Annotated in this window: 17 protein-coding genes; 9 read left to right on the plus strand and 8 right to left on the minus strand. The window is 69.7% G+C overall.

The window, feature by feature from the left end:
- Window positions 1–260: 260 nt before the first annotated feature.
- Window positions 261–1139, plus strand: coding sequence for a hypothetical protein (locus AC5L34_RS02630; protein ID WP_494823713.1), 879 nt, complete (start codon window positions 261–263; stop codon window positions 1137–1139).
- A 333-nt stretch (window positions 1140–1472) separates the two neighbouring features.
- On the opposite strand, the gene AC5L34_RS02635 is transcribed toward AC5L34_RS02630, so the two are convergent.
- From AC5L34_RS02635 to AC5L34_RS02660, 6 genes are all read right to left on the minus strand, one after another.
- Window positions 1473–2123, minus strand: a complete 651-nt coding sequence (locus AC5L34_RS02635) for an adenylate/guanylate cyclase domain-containing protein (protein ID WP_494823714.1) — start codon at window positions 2121–2123, stop codon at window positions 1473–1475.
- 41 nt (window positions 2124–2164) lie between these two features.
- Window positions 2165–2413 carry a hypothetical protein gene (locus tag AC5L34_RS02640; protein WP_494823715.1) on the minus strand — a complete coding sequence of 83 codons (249 nt, stop codon included), beginning with the start codon at window positions 2411–2413 and terminating at the stop codon, window positions 2165–2167.
- A gap of 89 nt (window positions 2414–2502) precedes the next feature.
- Window positions 2503–3222 carry a Crp/Fnr family transcriptional regulator gene (locus AC5L34_RS02645; protein WP_494823716.1) on the minus strand — a complete coding sequence of 240 codons (720 nt, stop codon included), beginning with the start codon at window positions 3220–3222 and terminating at the stop codon, window positions 2503–2505.
- Window positions 3223–3639: 417 nt separating this feature from the next.
- Complete coding sequence (locus tag AC5L34_RS02650) at window positions 3640–3894, minus strand: Smr/MutS family protein (RefSeq protein ID WP_088987488.1); 255 nt, start codon at window positions 3892–3894, stop codon at window positions 3640–3642.
- Window positions 3895–4110: 216 nt separating this feature from the next.
- Window positions 4111–4479 (minus strand): tetratricopeptide repeat protein, encoded by a 369-nt coding sequence (locus tag AC5L34_RS02655; RefSeq protein WP_088998253.1) that lies wholly within the window; start codon window positions 4477–4479, stop codon window positions 4111–4113.
- Window positions 4480–4654: 175 nt separating this feature from the next.
- Window positions 4655–5425 carry an ROK family protein gene (locus AC5L34_RS02660; RefSeq protein WP_441176072.1) on the minus strand — a complete coding sequence of 257 codons (771 nt, stop codon included), beginning with the start codon at window positions 5423–5425 and terminating at the stop codon, window positions 4655–4657.
- Between the two features lie 74 nt (window positions 5426–5499).
- Between AC5L34_RS02660 and AC5L34_RS02665 the strand changes: the two genes are divergently transcribed.
- The 3 genes from AC5L34_RS02665 (at window position 5500) to AC5L34_RS02675 (ending at window position 8330) form a co-directional block, all read left to right on the plus strand.
- Window positions 5500–7137, plus strand: a complete 1638-nt coding sequence (locus AC5L34_RS02665; RefSeq protein WP_494823717.1) for an ABC-F family ATP-binding cassette domain-containing protein — start codon at window positions 5500–5502, stop codon at window positions 7135–7137.
- 38 nt (window positions 7138–7175) lie between these two features.
- Complete coding sequence (locus tag AC5L34_RS02670; RefSeq protein WP_441176074.1) at window positions 7176–7493, plus strand: hypothetical protein; 318 nt, start codon at window positions 7176–7178, stop codon at window positions 7491–7493.
- 111 nt (window positions 7494–7604) lie between these two features.
- Window positions 7605–8330: a methyltransferase domain-containing protein gene (locus AC5L34_RS02675; protein WP_441176075.1), complete on the plus strand. Its 726-nt coding sequence runs from the start codon at window positions 7605–7607 to the stop codon at window positions 8328–8330.
- Between the two features lie 34 nt (window positions 8331–8364).
- On the opposite strand, the gene AC5L34_RS02680 is transcribed toward AC5L34_RS02675, so the two are convergent.
- A complete protein-coding gene (locus tag AC5L34_RS02680) occupies window positions 8365–9372 on the minus strand; it encodes a LacI family DNA-binding transcriptional regulator (RefSeq protein ID WP_494823811.1) in 1008 nt (335 codons plus the stop codon).
- 136 nt (window positions 9373–9508) lie between these two features.
- Between AC5L34_RS02680 and arfA the strand changes: the two genes are divergently transcribed.
- From arfA to AC5L34_RS02705, 5 genes are read left to right on the plus strand one after another with little or no spacing between them, the layout of a single operon-like run.
- Window positions 9509–11023, plus strand: coding sequence for an arabinosylfuranosidase ArfA (arfA, locus tag AC5L34_RS02685; protein ID WP_441176076.1), 1515 nt, complete (start codon window positions 9509–9511; stop codon window positions 11021–11023).
- 57 nt (window positions 11024–11080) lie between these two features.
- Complete coding sequence (locus AC5L34_RS02690) at window positions 11081–12406, plus strand: ABC transporter substrate-binding protein (protein ID WP_494823718.1); 1326 nt, start codon at window positions 11081–11083, stop codon at window positions 12404–12406.
- Between the two features lie 6 nt (window positions 12407–12412).
- Window positions 12413–13378: a carbohydrate ABC transporter permease gene (locus AC5L34_RS02695; protein WP_363896685.1), complete on the plus strand. Its 966-nt coding sequence runs from the start codon at window positions 12413–12415 to the stop codon at window positions 13376–13378.
- Window positions 13379–13388: 10 nt separating this feature from the next.
- A complete protein-coding gene (locus AC5L34_RS02700) occupies window positions 13389–14288 on the plus strand; it encodes a carbohydrate ABC transporter permease (RefSeq protein WP_088998245.1) in 900 nt (299 codons plus the stop codon).
- A complete protein-coding gene (locus AC5L34_RS02705) occupies window positions 14285–15301 on the plus strand; it encodes a glycoside hydrolase family 43 protein (protein ID WP_494823719.1) in 1017 nt (338 codons plus the stop codon). The genes AC5L34_RS02700 and AC5L34_RS02705 overlap by 4 nt, the downstream gene beginning before the upstream one ends.
- A 148-nt stretch (window positions 15302–15449) precedes the next feature.
- Here AC5L34_RS02705 and AC5L34_RS02710 read toward each other — a convergent pair whose 3' ends face one another.
- Window positions 15450–16952, minus strand: coding sequence for an amino acid permease (locus AC5L34_RS02710; RefSeq protein WP_441176078.1), 1503 nt, complete (start codon window positions 16950–16952; stop codon window positions 15450–15452).
- Window positions 16953–16957: the final 5 nt, after the last annotated feature.

Genomic DNA, 16957 nt, shown 5'->3' on the forward strand with positions numbered 1-16957 from the left:
GGGGCGCTCCGGCTCCGGGATGGCCGGGGGTCCGTCGGCGGCTTGCGGTCCGTGGGTGGTGGCGGTGGGGAGACATCCCGCCCGCCGTCGACCCGGGCGAGCCGAGCAGACCACCGCCCGACCCGCCAGCGTCCGTACGGGCGTCAAGGCCGTCTTGACGTGGCGGGCCGGGCGGCAGCCCGCTCCCCAGAGGGCGGGTCGACGGCAGACGGGATGGCAGACGTGCGCTGAATTCTTGACGTAGGTGTAAGACTGGCGGGATGCCAGCAGAACCCCCATTGCCGACTGCCGATCAAGTGATAGGCGCTCTAGACCGTACGGGCTTTCTCTTCGAACAGAGGGTCGCGGCGATCCTAGGGGAAAGGACCGACACTGGTTGGGCCTTTCAGGATCAAGACACAGGCACGAGCCGCGAAATAGACATCTACTCAACCGGCTTTGCGTTCTGGTCCACCGAGGGCAACACCAGTTTGCGCTGGACGGTGTTGGGTGAATGCAAAAACTATCAGTGGCCTTGGGTTGCTCTGACTAAACCTTGGGAACGAGAGACAAGGTTCCTCGACGCTCCTGAGCTCATGTTTACGGCGGCAACCAGAATTGAGCTGAAGGCGGACGAGGACTATTTTCTGGGCAGCGGATCGAAGCCCAACTTCGCCAGGAAGTACGAACGAGTTCGTTTCCGGAATCAGGCCCGAGCGGTCCAGCTGGCGAAGCTGAACAAGAAGTCGGGCGGCTGGGAAACCCATTCTAGCGACATATTTAATGAAGTGACCTACCCTCTAGCCAAGGCGGCCTCCTTCCTCGGGGAAGATTTTAAACGACGAGAAAAGGAAATCGATTTTAGGCATGTGAGACGTGAAGCCTATCTTCTTTTCCCGGCAATCTTCTTGTCGTCCCCGATATACGCAGTATCTGCCTCTGAGGCGGAGCCGAAGGTTGAACAAGTGCAGCATGTAACCTTGGAGCGACGACTTTCCTCCAAGTCGGTTACAGGGCGGTTCCGGTACGACGTGGTGCATGTGGACGGAATCAAGGATTGGTACAACAACCATGTCTTGCGCGTTGTGCAATTCTTTGCAGAGGAGTTGCAGCTTCCCTGGGAGCGCGTCAAGGGGAGAGGAACCAAAGAGTTGGTGTAGCCATGCGACAGCAAAAACATGCACGAAGGGTCGAGGGATGCAAAGAGCCGCGAGGCAGCTCAACCCACGGACAAGTCCATTTCATCGGGTTGCCGCCGCCTCTCAAGTTAGGGGTTGGGCCTCCGCTTCGCGATCGCATGCCCGATCCGTGCCCGATGCAGCGGGCAAGATCGGACAGCAGAGGGCCGTCCCGCCGCTTGGCGTGGGCGTGGTGCCTGCAGCTCTACCACCAGCAGGCACCACGCCCACCGGCCCTCACTCAACCCGATCCCAAGCTGACAGTTCTCTACAACTATTCAGGTGCCGCCCTCCGAGGAAGGGCGGTAGTCGCACTTAATCTAGTAGATGCGTAGTGGAGGAAGGGTATGGGGTCACGTGAACAATGCACTCCCTGCCGCCTATGATGTAACTGACAGATGATCCGGCAGGCAGCGTAGCCGCTTCGAGCTTCTTGATTGCTTGCTCCGTGATGGCAATGCTGTCCGGAGGCGCAAGACGAGACAGCTTTGCTGCGGTATGGACCCCGATTCCGGTCCAGGATGTAAATGGGTTCTTCTCGCTCCCAACCGCTACTGCAAAGATCGGGCTGTGATCTATTCCTATTGTGACATCGAGCCCTTCTTTCCCGAGAAGGTCTCGAACTTTAGCGGCAGATTCAGGAATGTGCTGCATCACATCGTTTCGCGCGCTGTGCAAGATCGCGCTCGCTGTTCGCAGCGCGGAGTCAGTAGCACCTTCCCCTAAGTACAGAACCAGGGCACCGTCGCCATTAAAATGCTGGATGGATCCACCTTCTTGCTCCACCGCCCTCACTGCACGGTGAATGAATACTTGCAGTATTCGAGCCATGGCCACTTCGCCGACATGAACAAGAAGGTCGGTTGATCTCCGCATATCAAAGAACAGACTTGTTGCCGAGAAGGTAACCGATACGTCAGAGGACCATATCTCTGCGGAAGTAGGTGGTCGCTTGGGCGTGTTCACGGGAGGCCATGCCTCGCCAGGCAAACCCGTCCGTCGATTCATCACTTGCCGTTGGTCGGGTCGGCGCTCGGAGCATGAACGCTGCCGTTGACTGGTTCGCGGTTCATGGCCCGCACGGACGACAGCTCCAGGTAAAGCCCTAGCGCCATGGTGACCACGCCGAAGCCGGCAAGTAGAGCGATGCGAAGCCGAGAAATGTTTGCGATCTGCAAGCCACCGATACGAAGCCCTCCACCCAGGATGGTGATGGCTACGAGTACGGCCCCTACAACGGCCAAGGTCAAGTTCATGGTGCGCGCCCCTCAAGACGACAGCAACGGCGGGTCCCGTGATGGAGAAACCATACCAGGACGGGTTCCGAAGGCGCATCCGTAGGGATTTAGCGATCTTCGGCTTCGCCGAGCCTCCCGAGGCCACTACGATCCGTAATAATGATCTTGCGATAACCGACTCTGATGACACCTTCGTTTCGAAGTGTCCGCAAGGATTTCTGGACAGTCACTTCGGCGGCCCCAATCATCGAGGCTAGGTCTGACTGCGTAATCGGGATGTCGATCACGGTGTCGCCCGCCTCGCTGTGGCCAAAGCTGTCGGCTAGCACCTCCAAGATGCCCGCAAGGCGCGCAGTCACTGATTGTGACGCAAAGCTGAGCCTTCGCTGATTCGCGGCGGTGAGTCGCTGGGCGATCATCCTGGTCAGCGCCAGTGCCACTGGAGGGTCGTCTAGGAGTAGCTGCGTAAAGTTCTGATTCCTGATGAGGCAGGCTTCTACGTCGAGAGCAGCCTCTACCGTGGCGGATCGCCCCTCCCCGGTAATAGCTGACAATTCGCCCACTACGTCGCCGGGACCGCGCCAAGCGAGAGTTACGTCATGGCCGTCTGGGGTGACGGCCTCGATCTTCACTACGCCGCTAGTTATCACGAAGACGTGGTCGGACGGATCGCCATGCCGTACCAGGGTCTGTCCGGCTCGGAAAGTTCTCATGACCCCGGCTTTGATGACCCGCTCCCGGGAAGCCGGACTGAGTGACTGAAGGAAGCTCCCTGCACGCCAGGGGTGCGACTCCGCGTCAGCGCTGACGACGCTATCGGCTTCCATGCTCAGCCCTCCGCTGGTCAACTTCGAACCAAGCCTAGTCGTAGGTCAGGCATGACTTGGGAGAGTGCGCCAGTGGAGTGGAGACGTAGAAGGCCCCGCCCAGCGGCCGTTCCGGACGGGATTGGAAGCGCTACACAGAGTTTGTAGGCGAGACGCTGAGCAGCGGTGAGGCAGCAACCCGACACCGGCTCGCAGCTTGTCTCCGCATCCCCAGGCGGGGTTGCCGACCTACTCGCGGCCTGCGTAACGGACCGTGAGCGACCACGTCGCCCGCCAATCCACGGGCTCAGGGCCGGGCACAGATCCGGAACAACCGGGCACGAGTAACGACGGAAGACGCCGGAAACCGCCGGAAGAAGTTTCAGCAGGTCAGAAGCTGTACCCGGGGTTGCGTGGGAGGTCGGAAGACCGGGGTTCTTACTTCCAGCGGAAGTGGACGAAGAGGCGGCCGAAGTTCTTCGAGTCCTTTTCCACCCGGTGGTAGAGCTGCTTGACGTCCTTCTGGTCGAGGAAGCGCAGCACCCGCTTCTTGAGCTGGCCGGAGCCTTTGCCGGGGATGATCTCGACGAGGGTGGCCTTCTTCGCCACCGCCTCGTCCATGATCCCGCGCAGGGCCCGGTCGATGTCCTGGCCCTTGTTGAAGATGTCGTGCAGGTCCAGCTTCAGCTTCATCGCGCACCCGCCGGCAGCTCACGTCCCATGACGCCGATGGTAGGCGCCCCGCGGCGCCCACCGCGATGCCCGGTGATCAGGACGGCATGGACGTCACCCGGCCGTTTCACGGTCCATGGCGTCCTGATCACCTCGGCGCTCCGGCGGCGCGCATTTCGGTGACGAGCGCGCGGGCGGGGCAGCTCTGCCGAGCTGCCCCGCCCCGTGCCCGCGCTGTCAGCGGTTGCCCTCGACCCGGGTCTGCACCCGGTCCAGGGCGACGCGGTAGTCGTCGTTGCCGCTGTGCATGGCCGCCGCGATGCGCAGGTGCCGCAGCGCGTCGGCGTGCCGGTTGAGGCGCTCCAGGGTGCGGCCCAGCACGTGGTGGGCGTAGTGGTCGGCGGGGTCCCGGTCGACCAGCTCCCGCAGCTGCGCCTCGGCCCGGTTGAGCTGCGCCGACTGGAAGTACGCCCGGGCCAGCAGCTGGCGTACCGAGGCGTTGCCGGGCTCGGCCTCGACGATCGGTTCGAGCAGCCGGGCCGCCCCGGTCGGGTCACCGGCCTCGAAGAACATGGTCGCCCGCCGGTACTCGGCCAGAAGGTCCATCCGACCCACCCCCTCGTGTCGCGCCACTGTCCCGACGCTGGCACAACATCCGCCGTACCGCGACTGTTCCCGACCGGGAACCGCGTGGGCCCGGCCGGCGACCACGACGCCGCCGGAGCCGGCGGGACGGGACGGAGGCGAAGGAAGGACGGAGGCGGACGGGGCGGAGGCGGCGTCAGGTGGCGGCGCCGTGCCGGTTGGCGGCCAGCTCCCAGGCGCGTACGCCGCCGACGATGCCGGCGGTGTTGGGCACCACCACCACGTCGTCGCCCATCCGGGCGAGCTGCTCGGGGCGGATCAGCCGGGAGTTGCCGCCGCCCAGGTAGAGCCGGTCCCAGCGGAACACCGGCCGCAGCCCTTCGACGACCTGCCGGATCCGGCGGGACCAGAACGCGTCCCCGAGGCGGCGCCGCTCCGGCTCCCCCACGTACGTGTCGTAGGTGGTGTTCCAGCGCACCGGGGCGTGGGACAGCTCCAGGTGCGGGGCGAGCACCCCGCCGTCGAAGAGCGCGCTGCCCAGCCCGGTGCCGAGGGTCAGCACCAGCTCGCAGCCGGTCCCGGCGACCACCCCGGCGCCGTGCACCTCGGCGTCGTTGAGCACCAGCGCGGGCACCCCGAACGCCTCGGCGAGCGCGGTCCGCGCGTCGTACCCGGACCACTGGGTCACCAGAGCCGGGTCGACCTTCGAGCGGGGCCCGGAGCGGGTCACGTAGTGCGGGGTGGCCACCACCACCCCGTGCCGGATCATGCCCGGCAGGCCGACGGTGAGCCGGTCCGCCGTGGGCAGCCGACCCGCCAGGTCCAGCAGCGTCTTGACGAAGAGCGCCGGCGGCAGGGGGTACGGGGTGGGCACCCGCAGCGGCCGGGCGCGCATCGTGCCCGCCTCGTCCAGCACCGATGCCTTGATCCCGCCGCCGCCACAGTCGATCGCGAGAGTGGTCACCACCCGAGCAGTGTGCCGCGCGCCTGCCGGGGCGCGGAGCAAGGGTGGGCGATCGGGGCGGATAGGGTCGGACACTGATGAGCGCGACGATGATCGTCAAGGGGCTGGCCGCGGGGCACGGGGACCGGGCGCTGTTCGCCGGGCTGGACCTGGTGGTCGCACCGGGGGACGTGGTGGGGCTGGTCGGGCCGAACGGGGCCGGCAAGTCGACGCTGCTGCGTACCCTCGCCGGACTGCTGCCCGTGGAGGCCGGCAGCGTGACGCTCAGCCCGCCCACCGCGAGCGTCGGGCACCTGCCGCAGGAACCGGAGCGGCGGCCCGACGAGGGCGTAGGGGAGTTCCTGGCCCGGCGCACCGGGGTGACCGCCGCGCAGGCCGCCCTGGACGCGGCGACGACGGCGCTCACCGACGGCGCGCCCGGCGCCGACGACGCCTACGCCGAGGCGCTGGAGCGCTGGCTCGCCCTCGGCGGCGCGGACCTGGAGGAGCGGGCCGAGCAGGTGGCCGCCGAGCTGGGCCTCACGGTCGACCTCGACCACCCGATGACGGGACTCTCCGGCGGCCAGGCGGCCCGGGCCGGCCTGGCCTCGCTGCTGCTCAGCCGCTACGACGTCTTCCTGCTCGACGAGCCGACCAACGACCTGGACCTGGCCGGCCTGGAGCGGCTGGAGGAGTTCGTCACCGGGCTGCGCGCCGGCACGGTGCTGGTCAGCCACGACCGGGAGTTCCTCGCCCGCACGGTGACCCGGGTGCTGGAGCTGGACCTGCACCAGCAGCAGATCCGGCACTACGGCGGCGGCTACGCGGGCTACCTGGAGGAGCGCGAGGTCGCCCGCCGGCACGCCCGCGAGGACTACGAGGAGTACGCCGACACCCGGGCCGGGCTGGAGGCGCGCGCCCGCACCCAGCGGGCCTGGATGGAGAAGGGCGTGAAGAACGCCCGCCGCAAGGCCACCGACAACGACAAGATCGGCCGCAAGTTCCGCGCGGAGGCGACCGAGAAGCAGGCGGCCAAGGCGAAGCAGACCGAGCGGCTGATCGAGCGGCTGGATGTGGTCGAGGAGCCGCGCAAGGAGTGGGAGCTGCGGATGGAGATCGCCGCCGCACCCCGCGCCGGCGCCGTCGTGGCCTCGCTGCGCGACGCCGTCGTACGCCGGGGCGACTTCACCCTCGGCCCGGTGACCCTCCAGATCGACTGGGCCGACAAGGTGGCGGTGACCGGGGCGAACGGTTCCGGCAAGTCCACCCTGCTCGCCGCCCTGCTGGGCCGGCTCCCCCTCGACTCGGGGCACGCCGCGCTCGGCCCGGGCGTGGTCGTCGGCGAGGTGGACCAGGCCCGGGGGCTCTTCCTCGGCGACGCGCCCCTGATCGACGCGTTCGGTGCCGCCGTACCGCAGCTGTCGCCGGCGGACGCGCGGACGCTGCTGGCCAAGTTCGGCCTGCGCGCGGGGCACGTGCTGCGGCCGGCGGCGACCCTGTCGCCGGGCGAGCGGACCCGGGCGGCGCTGGCGCTGCTCCAGGGGCGCGGGGTGAACCTGCTGGTGCTGGACGAGCCGACGAACCACCTGGACCTGCCCGCCATCGAGCAGCTGGAGTCGGCGCTGGCCAGCTACCCGGGCACGCTGCTGCTCGTCACCCACGACCGGCGGATGCTGGACGCCGTGACGACCAACCGGCGGCTGCGGGTGGCCGCCGGACGGATCGCCGAGGATTGATCCGTGCCGACCCGCCGGTGGCGGGTGAGAATGACTCCATGCTCAAGTGGGAGTACGCGCTGCTGGTCCGCCGCCGCCAGGCGGCCACCACCGACATCGGCTGGGAGATCGTCTTCGTCTGGTACGGCCCCGACGGCTCCATGGTCGACGTGACGCCCTACGGCGACACCGCGCTGGCGCACCTGAACCGGGCCGGCGACCAGGGCTGGGAGTTGGTGGCGATGAGCGAGGACCCGTCCCTGCCCGGCAACAGCGAGTTGCACCGCTACCACCTCAAGCGGCCCAAGCCGGCCGCACCGCAGCCCCGGCAGCGGATGCGCGGCGGCGCCCGCCCCCGCCGCACGATCACCGGCTGACCCGGCGACAGGCCACCCCGCCGCACGATCACCGGCTGACGCGGCGGCGGGCGGGGTGCCGTGGGCATAACGGGCGGGGATCCGGGTATCGGCCGGCGGGAGGTGGCCCGGATGGTCGCGCTGGCGCAGCATCCGCCCTCGGCCGAGCGGCTGCGGGCGATCGACGGATTCCTCGCCGAGGCGTGGGCCGACCAGGCCCGGCACGACGACCGGCTGCGCGACCTCGCGGTCGAGGTGCGCTTCGACCGGGGGGTGGCCCACCTCGGCGGGGAGGTCGCCGAGGAGGCCGAGCTGCGGCTGGTCCGGGACCGGGTCGGCCGGCTCGCCGGGGTGCTCGGCGTCTGGTGCCGGGTACGCGTCGGCGGGCGCGACCCGGTGGTGGTCGACCTGGGCTGCGGCGCCACCAAGCAGTGGCCGGGCAACCTGGGGCTGGACATCTTCCCGGCCCCGGGGGTGGACGCGGTGGCGGACCTCTCCGGCTCGTTGCCGCTGGCCGACGACTCGGTGGACGTCTTCTTCGCGGTGCACATCCTGGAGCACCTGATCGACTTCCTGCCGCTGGTCGACGAGTGCCACCGGGCGCTCCGGCCGGGCGGGGTGCTGCACGTGATGAGCCCGTGGTGGCGGCACGTGAACGCCGTCGCCGACCCGACCCACGTACGGCTGCTCGACGTGCAGACGGTCAAGGGCATCTGCCTCCAGCGCCCGCCGGGCACCCCGCGCTGGTACCCGCTGCACGTCGGCTGCGACGGCTCGTCGATCTTCGCCGACCTCACCCCGCTGCCCCCCGACGCGGACGGCCCCACCCCCGCCCACCTGGCCCGCTTCTTCGACTGACCCGCCTCCCACCCGCCCCGAGGGGGAGAGTGGGTCAGGGGCCCTGGGTGCTTTCGCGGGGGGTCAGGGTCCAGGGGGCGGAGAGTTCGCGGGGTGGGGCGGTGCGGTCGCCGTCGATGCGGCCGGCCAGCAGCTCCACCGCCAGCCGGGCGATGCGCTCCTTGTCGGGGGCGATGGTGCTCAGGGTGGGCACGGAGAAGCGGCCGTCCTCGATGTCGTCGAAGCCGGCCACCGCCACGTCCTCGGGCACCCGCAGGCCCGCCTCGTGCAGCGCGCGCAGGGCGCCCAGGGCGAGGGTGTCGTTGAAGCAGAAGACGGCGTCGGGGCGTACGCCGGAGGCCAGCAGGCCGCGCATCGCGGCGGCGCCGTCCGCGCGGTGCCAGGCCGTCGCGGGCGCCACCAGCCGTTCGTCGTAGGCGAGCCCGGCGTCGGCGAGCGCGGCGGTGTAGCCGGCGAGCCGGAGCCGGGCGCTGACCCCCTCCGGGGTGCGTTGCGAGCCGATGGCGGCGATCCGGCGCCGGCCGAGACCGGCCAGGTGGGCGGTGATCGCCCGGGCGGCGCCCACGTTGTCGATCCCGACGTGGTCGGCGGGACCGTGGTCGACGCGCTCGCCGAGCAGCACCATCGGGGTGCCGGCCAGGCCGGTGAGGTCCTCGGCGGTGAGCGCCAGCGGGCTGAAGATCAGCCCGTCGATGAGGTGCTCGGTGATGCCCGAGGCGGCCACCCGCTCCTGCTCGTGACCGCCGCCGGTCTGGTCGATCAGCACCGTCCAGCCCAGCTCGGCCGCGGCCGTGACGACGTGCCGGGCCAACTCGGCGAAGTAGGGGATGTCCAGCTCGGGAACCGCGAACGCGATGACGCCGGTGCGCCCCTTGCGGAGGTTGCGGGCGGAGAGATTGGGCCGGTAGTTCAGCTCGGCGATGGCCTCCTCGACCCGGGCGCGGGTGTCGGGACGGACGTGCACGTAGCCGTTGACCACGTTGGAGACGGTCTTCACCGACACGCCGGCCCGCTCCGCCACGTCCTTGAGCCTGTGCCGCACCACGCCGCCTCCCCCCATGGGTGCGCACTTTACCTCGTGGACGGCTCTTTACAACGTTGCTTACAACGTTGTAGAAACCATGGGCACCGGGTGACCGTGGTCACCCGGTACCCGGCAACCAGGAAAGGTGGCACCCTTGCGGACCGCGCAGCTCACCATCGACCCGGCCTTCGCCGTCGGACCGGCCGACCGGCGGCTCTTCGGCTCCTTCGTCGAGCACATGGGTCGCTGCGTCTACGGCGGGGTCTACGAGCCCGGGCACCCCGCCGCGGACTCGCGGGGGCTGCGCGGCGACGTGCTGGAGCTGACCCGTGAGCTGGGCGTGTCGGTGGTCCGCTACCCCGGGGGCAACTTCGTCTCCGGCTACCGCTGGGAGGACGGCGTCGGCCCGGTCGGCGACCGCCCCCGCCGCCTCGACCTGGCCTGGAAGACGATCGAGACGAACGCCTTCGGGCTCGACGAGTTCATGACCTGGGCCGCCGCGGCCGAGGTCGAGCCGATGATGGCCGTCAACCTCGGCACCCGGGGCGTGCAGGAGGCCTGCGACCTGCTGGAGTACACGAACCATCCCGGCGGGACCCACCTGTCCGACCTGCGCCGCAAGCACGGCGCCGAGGAGCCGTACGGGGTGCGGCTCTGGTGCCTGGGCAACGAGCTGGACGGCCCGTGGCAGGTCGGCCACAAGACCGCCGACGAGTACGGCCGGCTCGCCGCCGAGACCGCCCGCGCCATGAAGATGATCGACCCGTCGATCAGCCTGGTCGCCTGCGGCAGCTCCAACCGCACGATGTCCACCTTCGCCTCCTGGGAGGCGACGGTGCTGGAGCACACCTACGAGCACGTCGACTACATCTCCGCGCACACCTACTACGACCCGTCCGACGGCGACCGGGCCAGCATCCTCGCCTCCGCCGTGGACATGGACAACTTCATCCGCGAGGTCGTCGCCACCGCCGACCACGTGGCCGCGAAGCAGCGGCACCGGCGGAAACTGAAGATCTCCTTCGACGAGTGGAACGTCTGGTACCAGTCGCGTCTCCAGGCCGACCTGGACCGGCGCGGCTGGGTCGAGGCCCCGGCGCTGATCGAGGACGACTTCACCGCCGTCGACGCGGTGGTGGTCGGCGACCTGCTGATCACCCTGCTCCGGCACGCCGACCGGGTCGGGGTGGCCTGCCAGGCCCAGCTCGCCAACGTGATCGCCCCGATCCGCACCCGCACCGGCGGCCCCGCCTGGCGGCAGAGCATCTTCCACCCGTTCGCGCTCACCGCCCGGCACGCCCGCGGCACGGTGCTGCGTACGGAGCCGGTCGGCCCGACCTACGAGACGAAACGGTACGGCGAGGTGCCGGTGCTCGACACGGTCGCCGTGCACGACGAGGAGACCGGCGAACTCACCGTGTTCGCGGTCAACCGGGGCGACACGGACCTGGAGTTGCACCTCGACCTGCGCGGTCTCGCAGGACTATCCGCTTCATCGCACGTGAGCCTCGCCGCCGGGGACGACCCGACGGCGACGAACACCGAGGCCGAGCCCGACCGGGTGACGCCTCGGCAGCTACCCACCACCACCACCGACGGCGGCCGGTGCTCCGTGCGCCTGCCGGCCGTCTCCTGGAACATGCTGCGTTTCTCCCCCGTCGGCGGCTGACACCGCACCTGTCCTGAGCAGGCACAATTCATCCCGTCCCCCAAGGAGCAAAATCCCATGATGCAGAACGAAATGAGCCGGCGGCGGCTGCTCGGCCTCGGCCTCGGGCTCGGCGCCGCGGCCTCGCTGACCCTGGCCGGGTGCGGCGGCGACGACAGCTCGGGCCCGGCGGCCGGCAACGGCGGCAAGGACTACACCGGCCCGAAGGTGGACCTGAAGCTGTGGAACGGCTTCACCGGCGGCGACGGCGACATCTTCAAGGCGCTGGTGAACCAGTTCAACACCGAGCACCAGAACATCGCCGTCGCGATCGCCACGTACCAGTGGGAGGACTACTACAACAAGCTCCCCGGCGCGGCCTCCAGCGGCGCCGGCCCGGACATCGCGGTCATGCACATGGACCAGCTCGCCACGTTCGCCGCGCGCGGCGTGATCACCGAACTGGACGACGTCGCCAAGACCCTGGAGCTGTCCGAGGGCGACTTCGCCCCCACCGTCTGGAAGGGCGGGCTCTACAACTCCAAGCGGTACGGCATCCCGCTGGACATGCACCCCCTCGGCTTCTACTACAACAAGGGGGTCATGCAGAAGGCCGGACTCGACCCGAACAAGCCGCCGGCGACGAAGGACGACTACACCGCCGCGCTGACCGAGCTGAAGAAGTCCGGGGTGCAGGGCTTCTGGGTCAGCCCGTTCCAGTTCACCGGCGGCATGACCTTCTACTCGCTGCTGCACCAGTGGGGCGGCAGCGTCTTCGACGCCGAGGCCACCAAGGCCACCTTCAACTCCGACCAGGCCGTCGAGGCGTGCACCTGGCTGACCGACCTGATCAAGCAGGGCCACTCCCCCGCCAACGTCGGGCAGGACGCCGACTACCTGGCCTTCAAGAGCGGCAAGAACGCCTTCAACTGGAACGGCATCTGGCAGATCAACGACCTGAAGAAGAGCCCGGAGATCCAGTGGGGCGTCGCGCCCCTGCCGCAGATCGGCTCGCAGCCGGCAGCCTGGGCCAACTCGCACAACTTCACGATCGTCAAGCAGCGGGCCAACGACGCCAACAAGGTCTCGGCGGCAAAGGTGTTCATCAACTGGCTCAGCCAGCACTCCCTGGACTGGGCCAAGGGCGGCCAGGTCCCGGCCCGCAAGGCCGTCCGCGACAGCGCCGACTTCAAGGCGCTGACCGAGGTCAACGCCCTCGCCCCCGAGCTGGAGTACGCGGCCTTCCCGCCGGCGGCCCCGGGCCTGGGCGAGGTCATGACGACCTTCTACAACTCGTTCAACGAGGCGGCGCTGGGCAAGAAGTCGCCGAAGCAGGCGCTGGACGACGGGGTGGCCAAGGCGAACAAGCAGCTGGAGGACAACCGCAAGAAGTACGGGAGCTGAGTTCCCGTGGCGGACGTGATCGAGGTCGGGGCGGCGCGTGGTGACGCGCCGCCCCCGGCGGCTGGCGCCGCCCGCCGGGGCACCCGGCCGGGCCGGGCCGGGCGGGCCACGCCGTACCTGTTCCTCGCGCCGTACCTGCTGCTGTTCGGGGTCTTCGGCCTGCTGCCGATCCTGCTCGGTCTCTGGCTCAGCGTGCACCAGTGGGACTTCCAGCTGCCCAACCGGCCTTTCGTCGGGCTGGACAACTACGCCGAGCTGTTCTCCAGCGAATCGGCCGTCTACGGCGACTGGTGGCAGAGCGTACGGGCGACGGCGGTCTTCACCGTCTTCGCGGTGCCCCTGCTGGTGGTCGTACCCCTCGGGCTGGCGCTGCTGCTGAACCGCTCGTTCCCCGGCCGGACCTTCTTCCGGGCGGTCTACTTCGCGCCGTACGTGCTGGGCGTGGCGGTGATCGGCCTGCTCTGGCGTTTCCTACTCGACGCGAACCTGGGCCTGGTGAACCGGCTCGCCGGCATGGTCGGGCTGCCCGCCGACACCCCGTGGGTGACGGACGTGCCGTGGGCGTGGGTCTCGTTGGTGGGGGTGACCGTCTGGTGGACCTCCGGCTTCAACGCCGTGATCTACCTGGCCGGGCTCCAGGACATCCCGCAGGAGCTGTACGAGGCGGCGAAGGTGGACGGCGCGAGCGCCTGGGAACGGTTCCGGCACGTCACGCTCCCCGGGCTGCGTCCCGTGCTGCTCTTCGTGATCACCACGACCGTGCTCGCCTCGGCGAACGTGTTCGGTCAGTCGTTCCTGATCACCCAGGGTGCGCCGGGCACGGAGACCCGCACGGTGGTCTGGTTCATCGTCGAGGAGGGGCTGCGGGACAACGACGCGGGCCGCGCCGCCGCGATGAGCATCGTGTTCGCCCTGATGCTGGCGGTCGTGAGCATCGCCAACTTCCGCCTCTTCCGCTACCGGGAAGACTGAGGGGACCGCCATGACGACGCCCACGCGCACCACGCGCGCCCCCGAGCCGGGCCGGGTCGGTGTCCCGGCGGCCGGGCGCGCGCCGGGTACCGCGCTGCGCCGGACCGCGCTCTACGCCACCCTGGTCGCGCTCGCCCTGGTCTTCCTGCTGCCGCTGGTGTGGATGGTCATCACCTCGCTGAAGACCTACACCGGGGCCCAGCAGATCCCGCCGACCTGGCTGCCGGAGCCGATCTCCGGGTACGGCTACGAGCAGATCCTGAACAACTCGGCCAACCCCGTGCTGCGCTGGTTCGCCAACAGCATGCTGGCCGCCACCGCGCACGCGCTGCTGGTGCTGGCGACGGCCTCGATGGCCGCGTACGCCCTGGCCCGGATGCGCTTCCGCGGCCGTGGGGTGTTCTTCGCGCTGATCGTCGGGACGCTGTTCATCCCGCCCACCTCGCTGATCATCCCGAACTTCCTGATCGTCGACGAGCTGAACTGGATCGACACCCTGACCGTGGTGATCGTACCCGGGGCGGCGAGCGCGTTCGGGGTGTTCTTCCTGCGGCAGTTCTTCCTCTCCCTCCCCCGGGAGCTGGAGGAGGCCGCGGTGCTGGACGGGGCCAACCAGTGGCAGATCTTCTGGCGGGTGGTGCTGCCGCTGTCCCGGCCGGCGCTGGCCACGCTGGCGGTGCTGTCGTTCCTCACCAACTGGAACGATTTCCTCTGGCCGATCTTCGTGCTGTTCAGCCCGGAGACGCTCACCCTGCCGCCGGGCCTGGGCCTGCTCCAGGGCGCCTACGTCACCGACTACCCGGTGATCATGGCGGGGGCGGTGCTGGCCAGCGTGCCGGTGCTGGTCCTCTTCGTGCTCGCCCAGCGGCACATCATCCAGGGCGTCTCCCGCAGCGGGCTGAAGGGATGACGGTCGGAACGACCCGGCGGCGCGGCGCGGCGGCGGTGCTCGCCGCCGCGCTGTTCGCCGCCGGGTGCGGTGGTGGAGAAGAACCCTCGAACACGGGAGACGACGCGCGCATGTTCACCAACCCGGTCGTACGCACCGACGCGCCCGACCCGCAGGCGATCCGGGTGGGCGACACCTGGTACCTGTTCCACACCAACGCCGGTGGCCGCAACGTCCCGGTGCTCACCTCCCGGGACCTGGTCGACTGGACCCCGGCCGGGGACGCGCTGCCGGAACTGCCGGCCTGGGCGGACGCCGGGAAGACCTGGGCGCCCGAGGTGATCGAACTGGCCCCGGGCCGGTTCGCGCTCTACTACACCGTCGCCGGGCGCGAGTCGGGGCGGCAGTGCGTCGGGCGGGCCGTGGCGAGCGCGCCGCAGGGGCCGTACCGGGACGACTCGACCGGCCCGCTGATCTGCCAGGCGGAGCTGGGCGGCGCGATCGACGCCAGCCCGTTCCGGGACGCCGACGGCAGCCTCTGGCTGCTGTGGAAGAACGACGGCAACGCCATCGGGGTGGACACCTGGATCTGGTCGCAGCGCCTCTCGGACGACGGGCTGCGCCTGGTCGGCGAGCCGACGAAGCTGCTGAAGCAGACCGAGCCGTGGGAGGGCACCCTGATCGAGGGCCCGTTCCTGCACCGCCACGACGGCAGGCTGTTCCTGTTCTTCGCCGCCAACGCCTACGACCGCGCCGAGTACGCGGAGGGCTACGCGATCTGCGAGTCGCCCGCCGGGCCGTGCGTGAAGGCCCCGGAGAACCCGATCCTGAAGACCAACGAGGTCGCCTCCGGGCCGGGGCACGCCTCGATGGTGGTCAACGACGGGCGCACCTGGCTGCTCTACCACGCCTGGCCGCCGGGCCAGGAGGGCACGGTCGACCCGGGCCGCCAGGTCTGGCTCGACGAGGTCGTCTGGACCGACGGCAAGCCCGTCGTCAAGGGCCCGACGGCGGGGCCGCAGCAGAGGCCCTGACGGCCGGAGACGCCGACAGCGCGGCACCCGACGGATCGGGTGCCGCGCTGTCCTCGTACACCAGGGGAAGCGCGACCGGACCGCGGCGGGCGACCCCGGAGGGTTTCCGGGGAGCTCGACCCGCGACGAGCCGGAACCCCGCCCGAGGTCAGACGGAAGCCGGTTCCCGGGAGTCGGCGGACGAGGAACGCCGGGCGAGGCGGTTGCGGCGGTAGCCGTAGCCGAAGTAGATCAGGACGCCGAGCAGCATCCACGCGGCGAACCGCAGCCAGGTCTCCACCGACAGGTTCAGCATCAGGTAGAAGCAGGCCAGCGCCGAGAAGACCGGCAGCACCGGGGAGAACGGCACCCGGAACGGCCGGTCGAGGTCCGGGCGCTTGCGGCGCAGGATCGGCACCGCGACGGAGACCAGCACGAACGCCGCGAGCGCGCCGATGCTGACCAGGTCAGCCAGGGCCGACAGCGGCAGGAAGCCGGCGAGCAGCGCGACCGCCACCGTCATGACGGCCGAGATCCGGTACGGGGTGCCCCAGCGCGGGTGCACCCTCGCGATCGACGGCGGGATCAGCCCGTCGCGGCTGATGGCGAAGCCGATCCGGCCCATGGCCACCAGGTCGACCAGGATCACGCTGGTCAGGCCGGCGACGGCGGCGATCGAGACGAGGATGCCGGCCCACTCGGCGCCGACCGCGTTGAAGGCCGCCGCGATCGGGGCGCCCCGGTCGATCTGGTCGTACGGGACCATGCCCACCACGACCAGCGAGACGCCGATGTACAGCACGGTCGAGATCAGCAGCGTGCCGAGCAGGCCGAGGGTGAGGTCCCGGCGGGGGCGCTTCGTCTCCTCGCCGAGGTTGGCCACGGCCTCGAAGCCGGTGTACGCGAAGAAGACCACGGCGGCGGCACTGAGTACGCCCACGAAGCCGAACACCGAGGGCTCCAGGCCGAAGAGCGCCTGGGTGACGGGCTGCTTGATGCCGTCCTCGCTGCCGTCGGCGGGCTCCGCCGGCGGGATGAACGGGGTGAGGTTGGCGGCCTTCACGAAGAACAGGCCGGCGACCACGATGAAGACGCAGATGGCGACCTTGACCAGCACCAGCAGGTTGGTCACCCGGGCGGACTCGCGGATGCCGACGATCGCCACGACGCCGAGCAGCAGCACGATGCCGATCGCGCCGACGTTGACGACGCTGCCCTCCTCGCCGAACCAGGCGGTGGGCAGGCCGACGAGTTCGGCCAGGTAGCCGGACCAGCCGCGCGCCACCACCGCCGCGCCGAGGGCGAACTCCAGCAGCAGGTCCCAGCCGATGATCCAGGCGACGATCTCGCCCATGGTCGCGTACGCGTAGGTGTAGGCGCTGCCGGCGGCCGGCACGCTGGAGGCCAGCTCGGCGTAGCAGAGGGCGGCGAGCAGGGCGACCAGGCCGGCGATGGCGAACGAGATCACCACGCCGGGTCCCGCGCTGTCGCGGGCCTCGATGCCGGTGAGCGTGAAGATGCCGGTGCCGATCACGATGCCGATGCCGAAGCCGGTGAGGTCGCGGGCGCCGAGCCGTCGTTTCAGGCCGGGTCCGCCGTCCTCGCCGTCGGCTTCGCTCTGCGCGATCACGTCCCCGATCGGTTTGGTACGCAGCACGGACACCGCCGTCACCCCTC

The organism is Micromonospora sp. ZG13, from assembly GCF_059359355.1.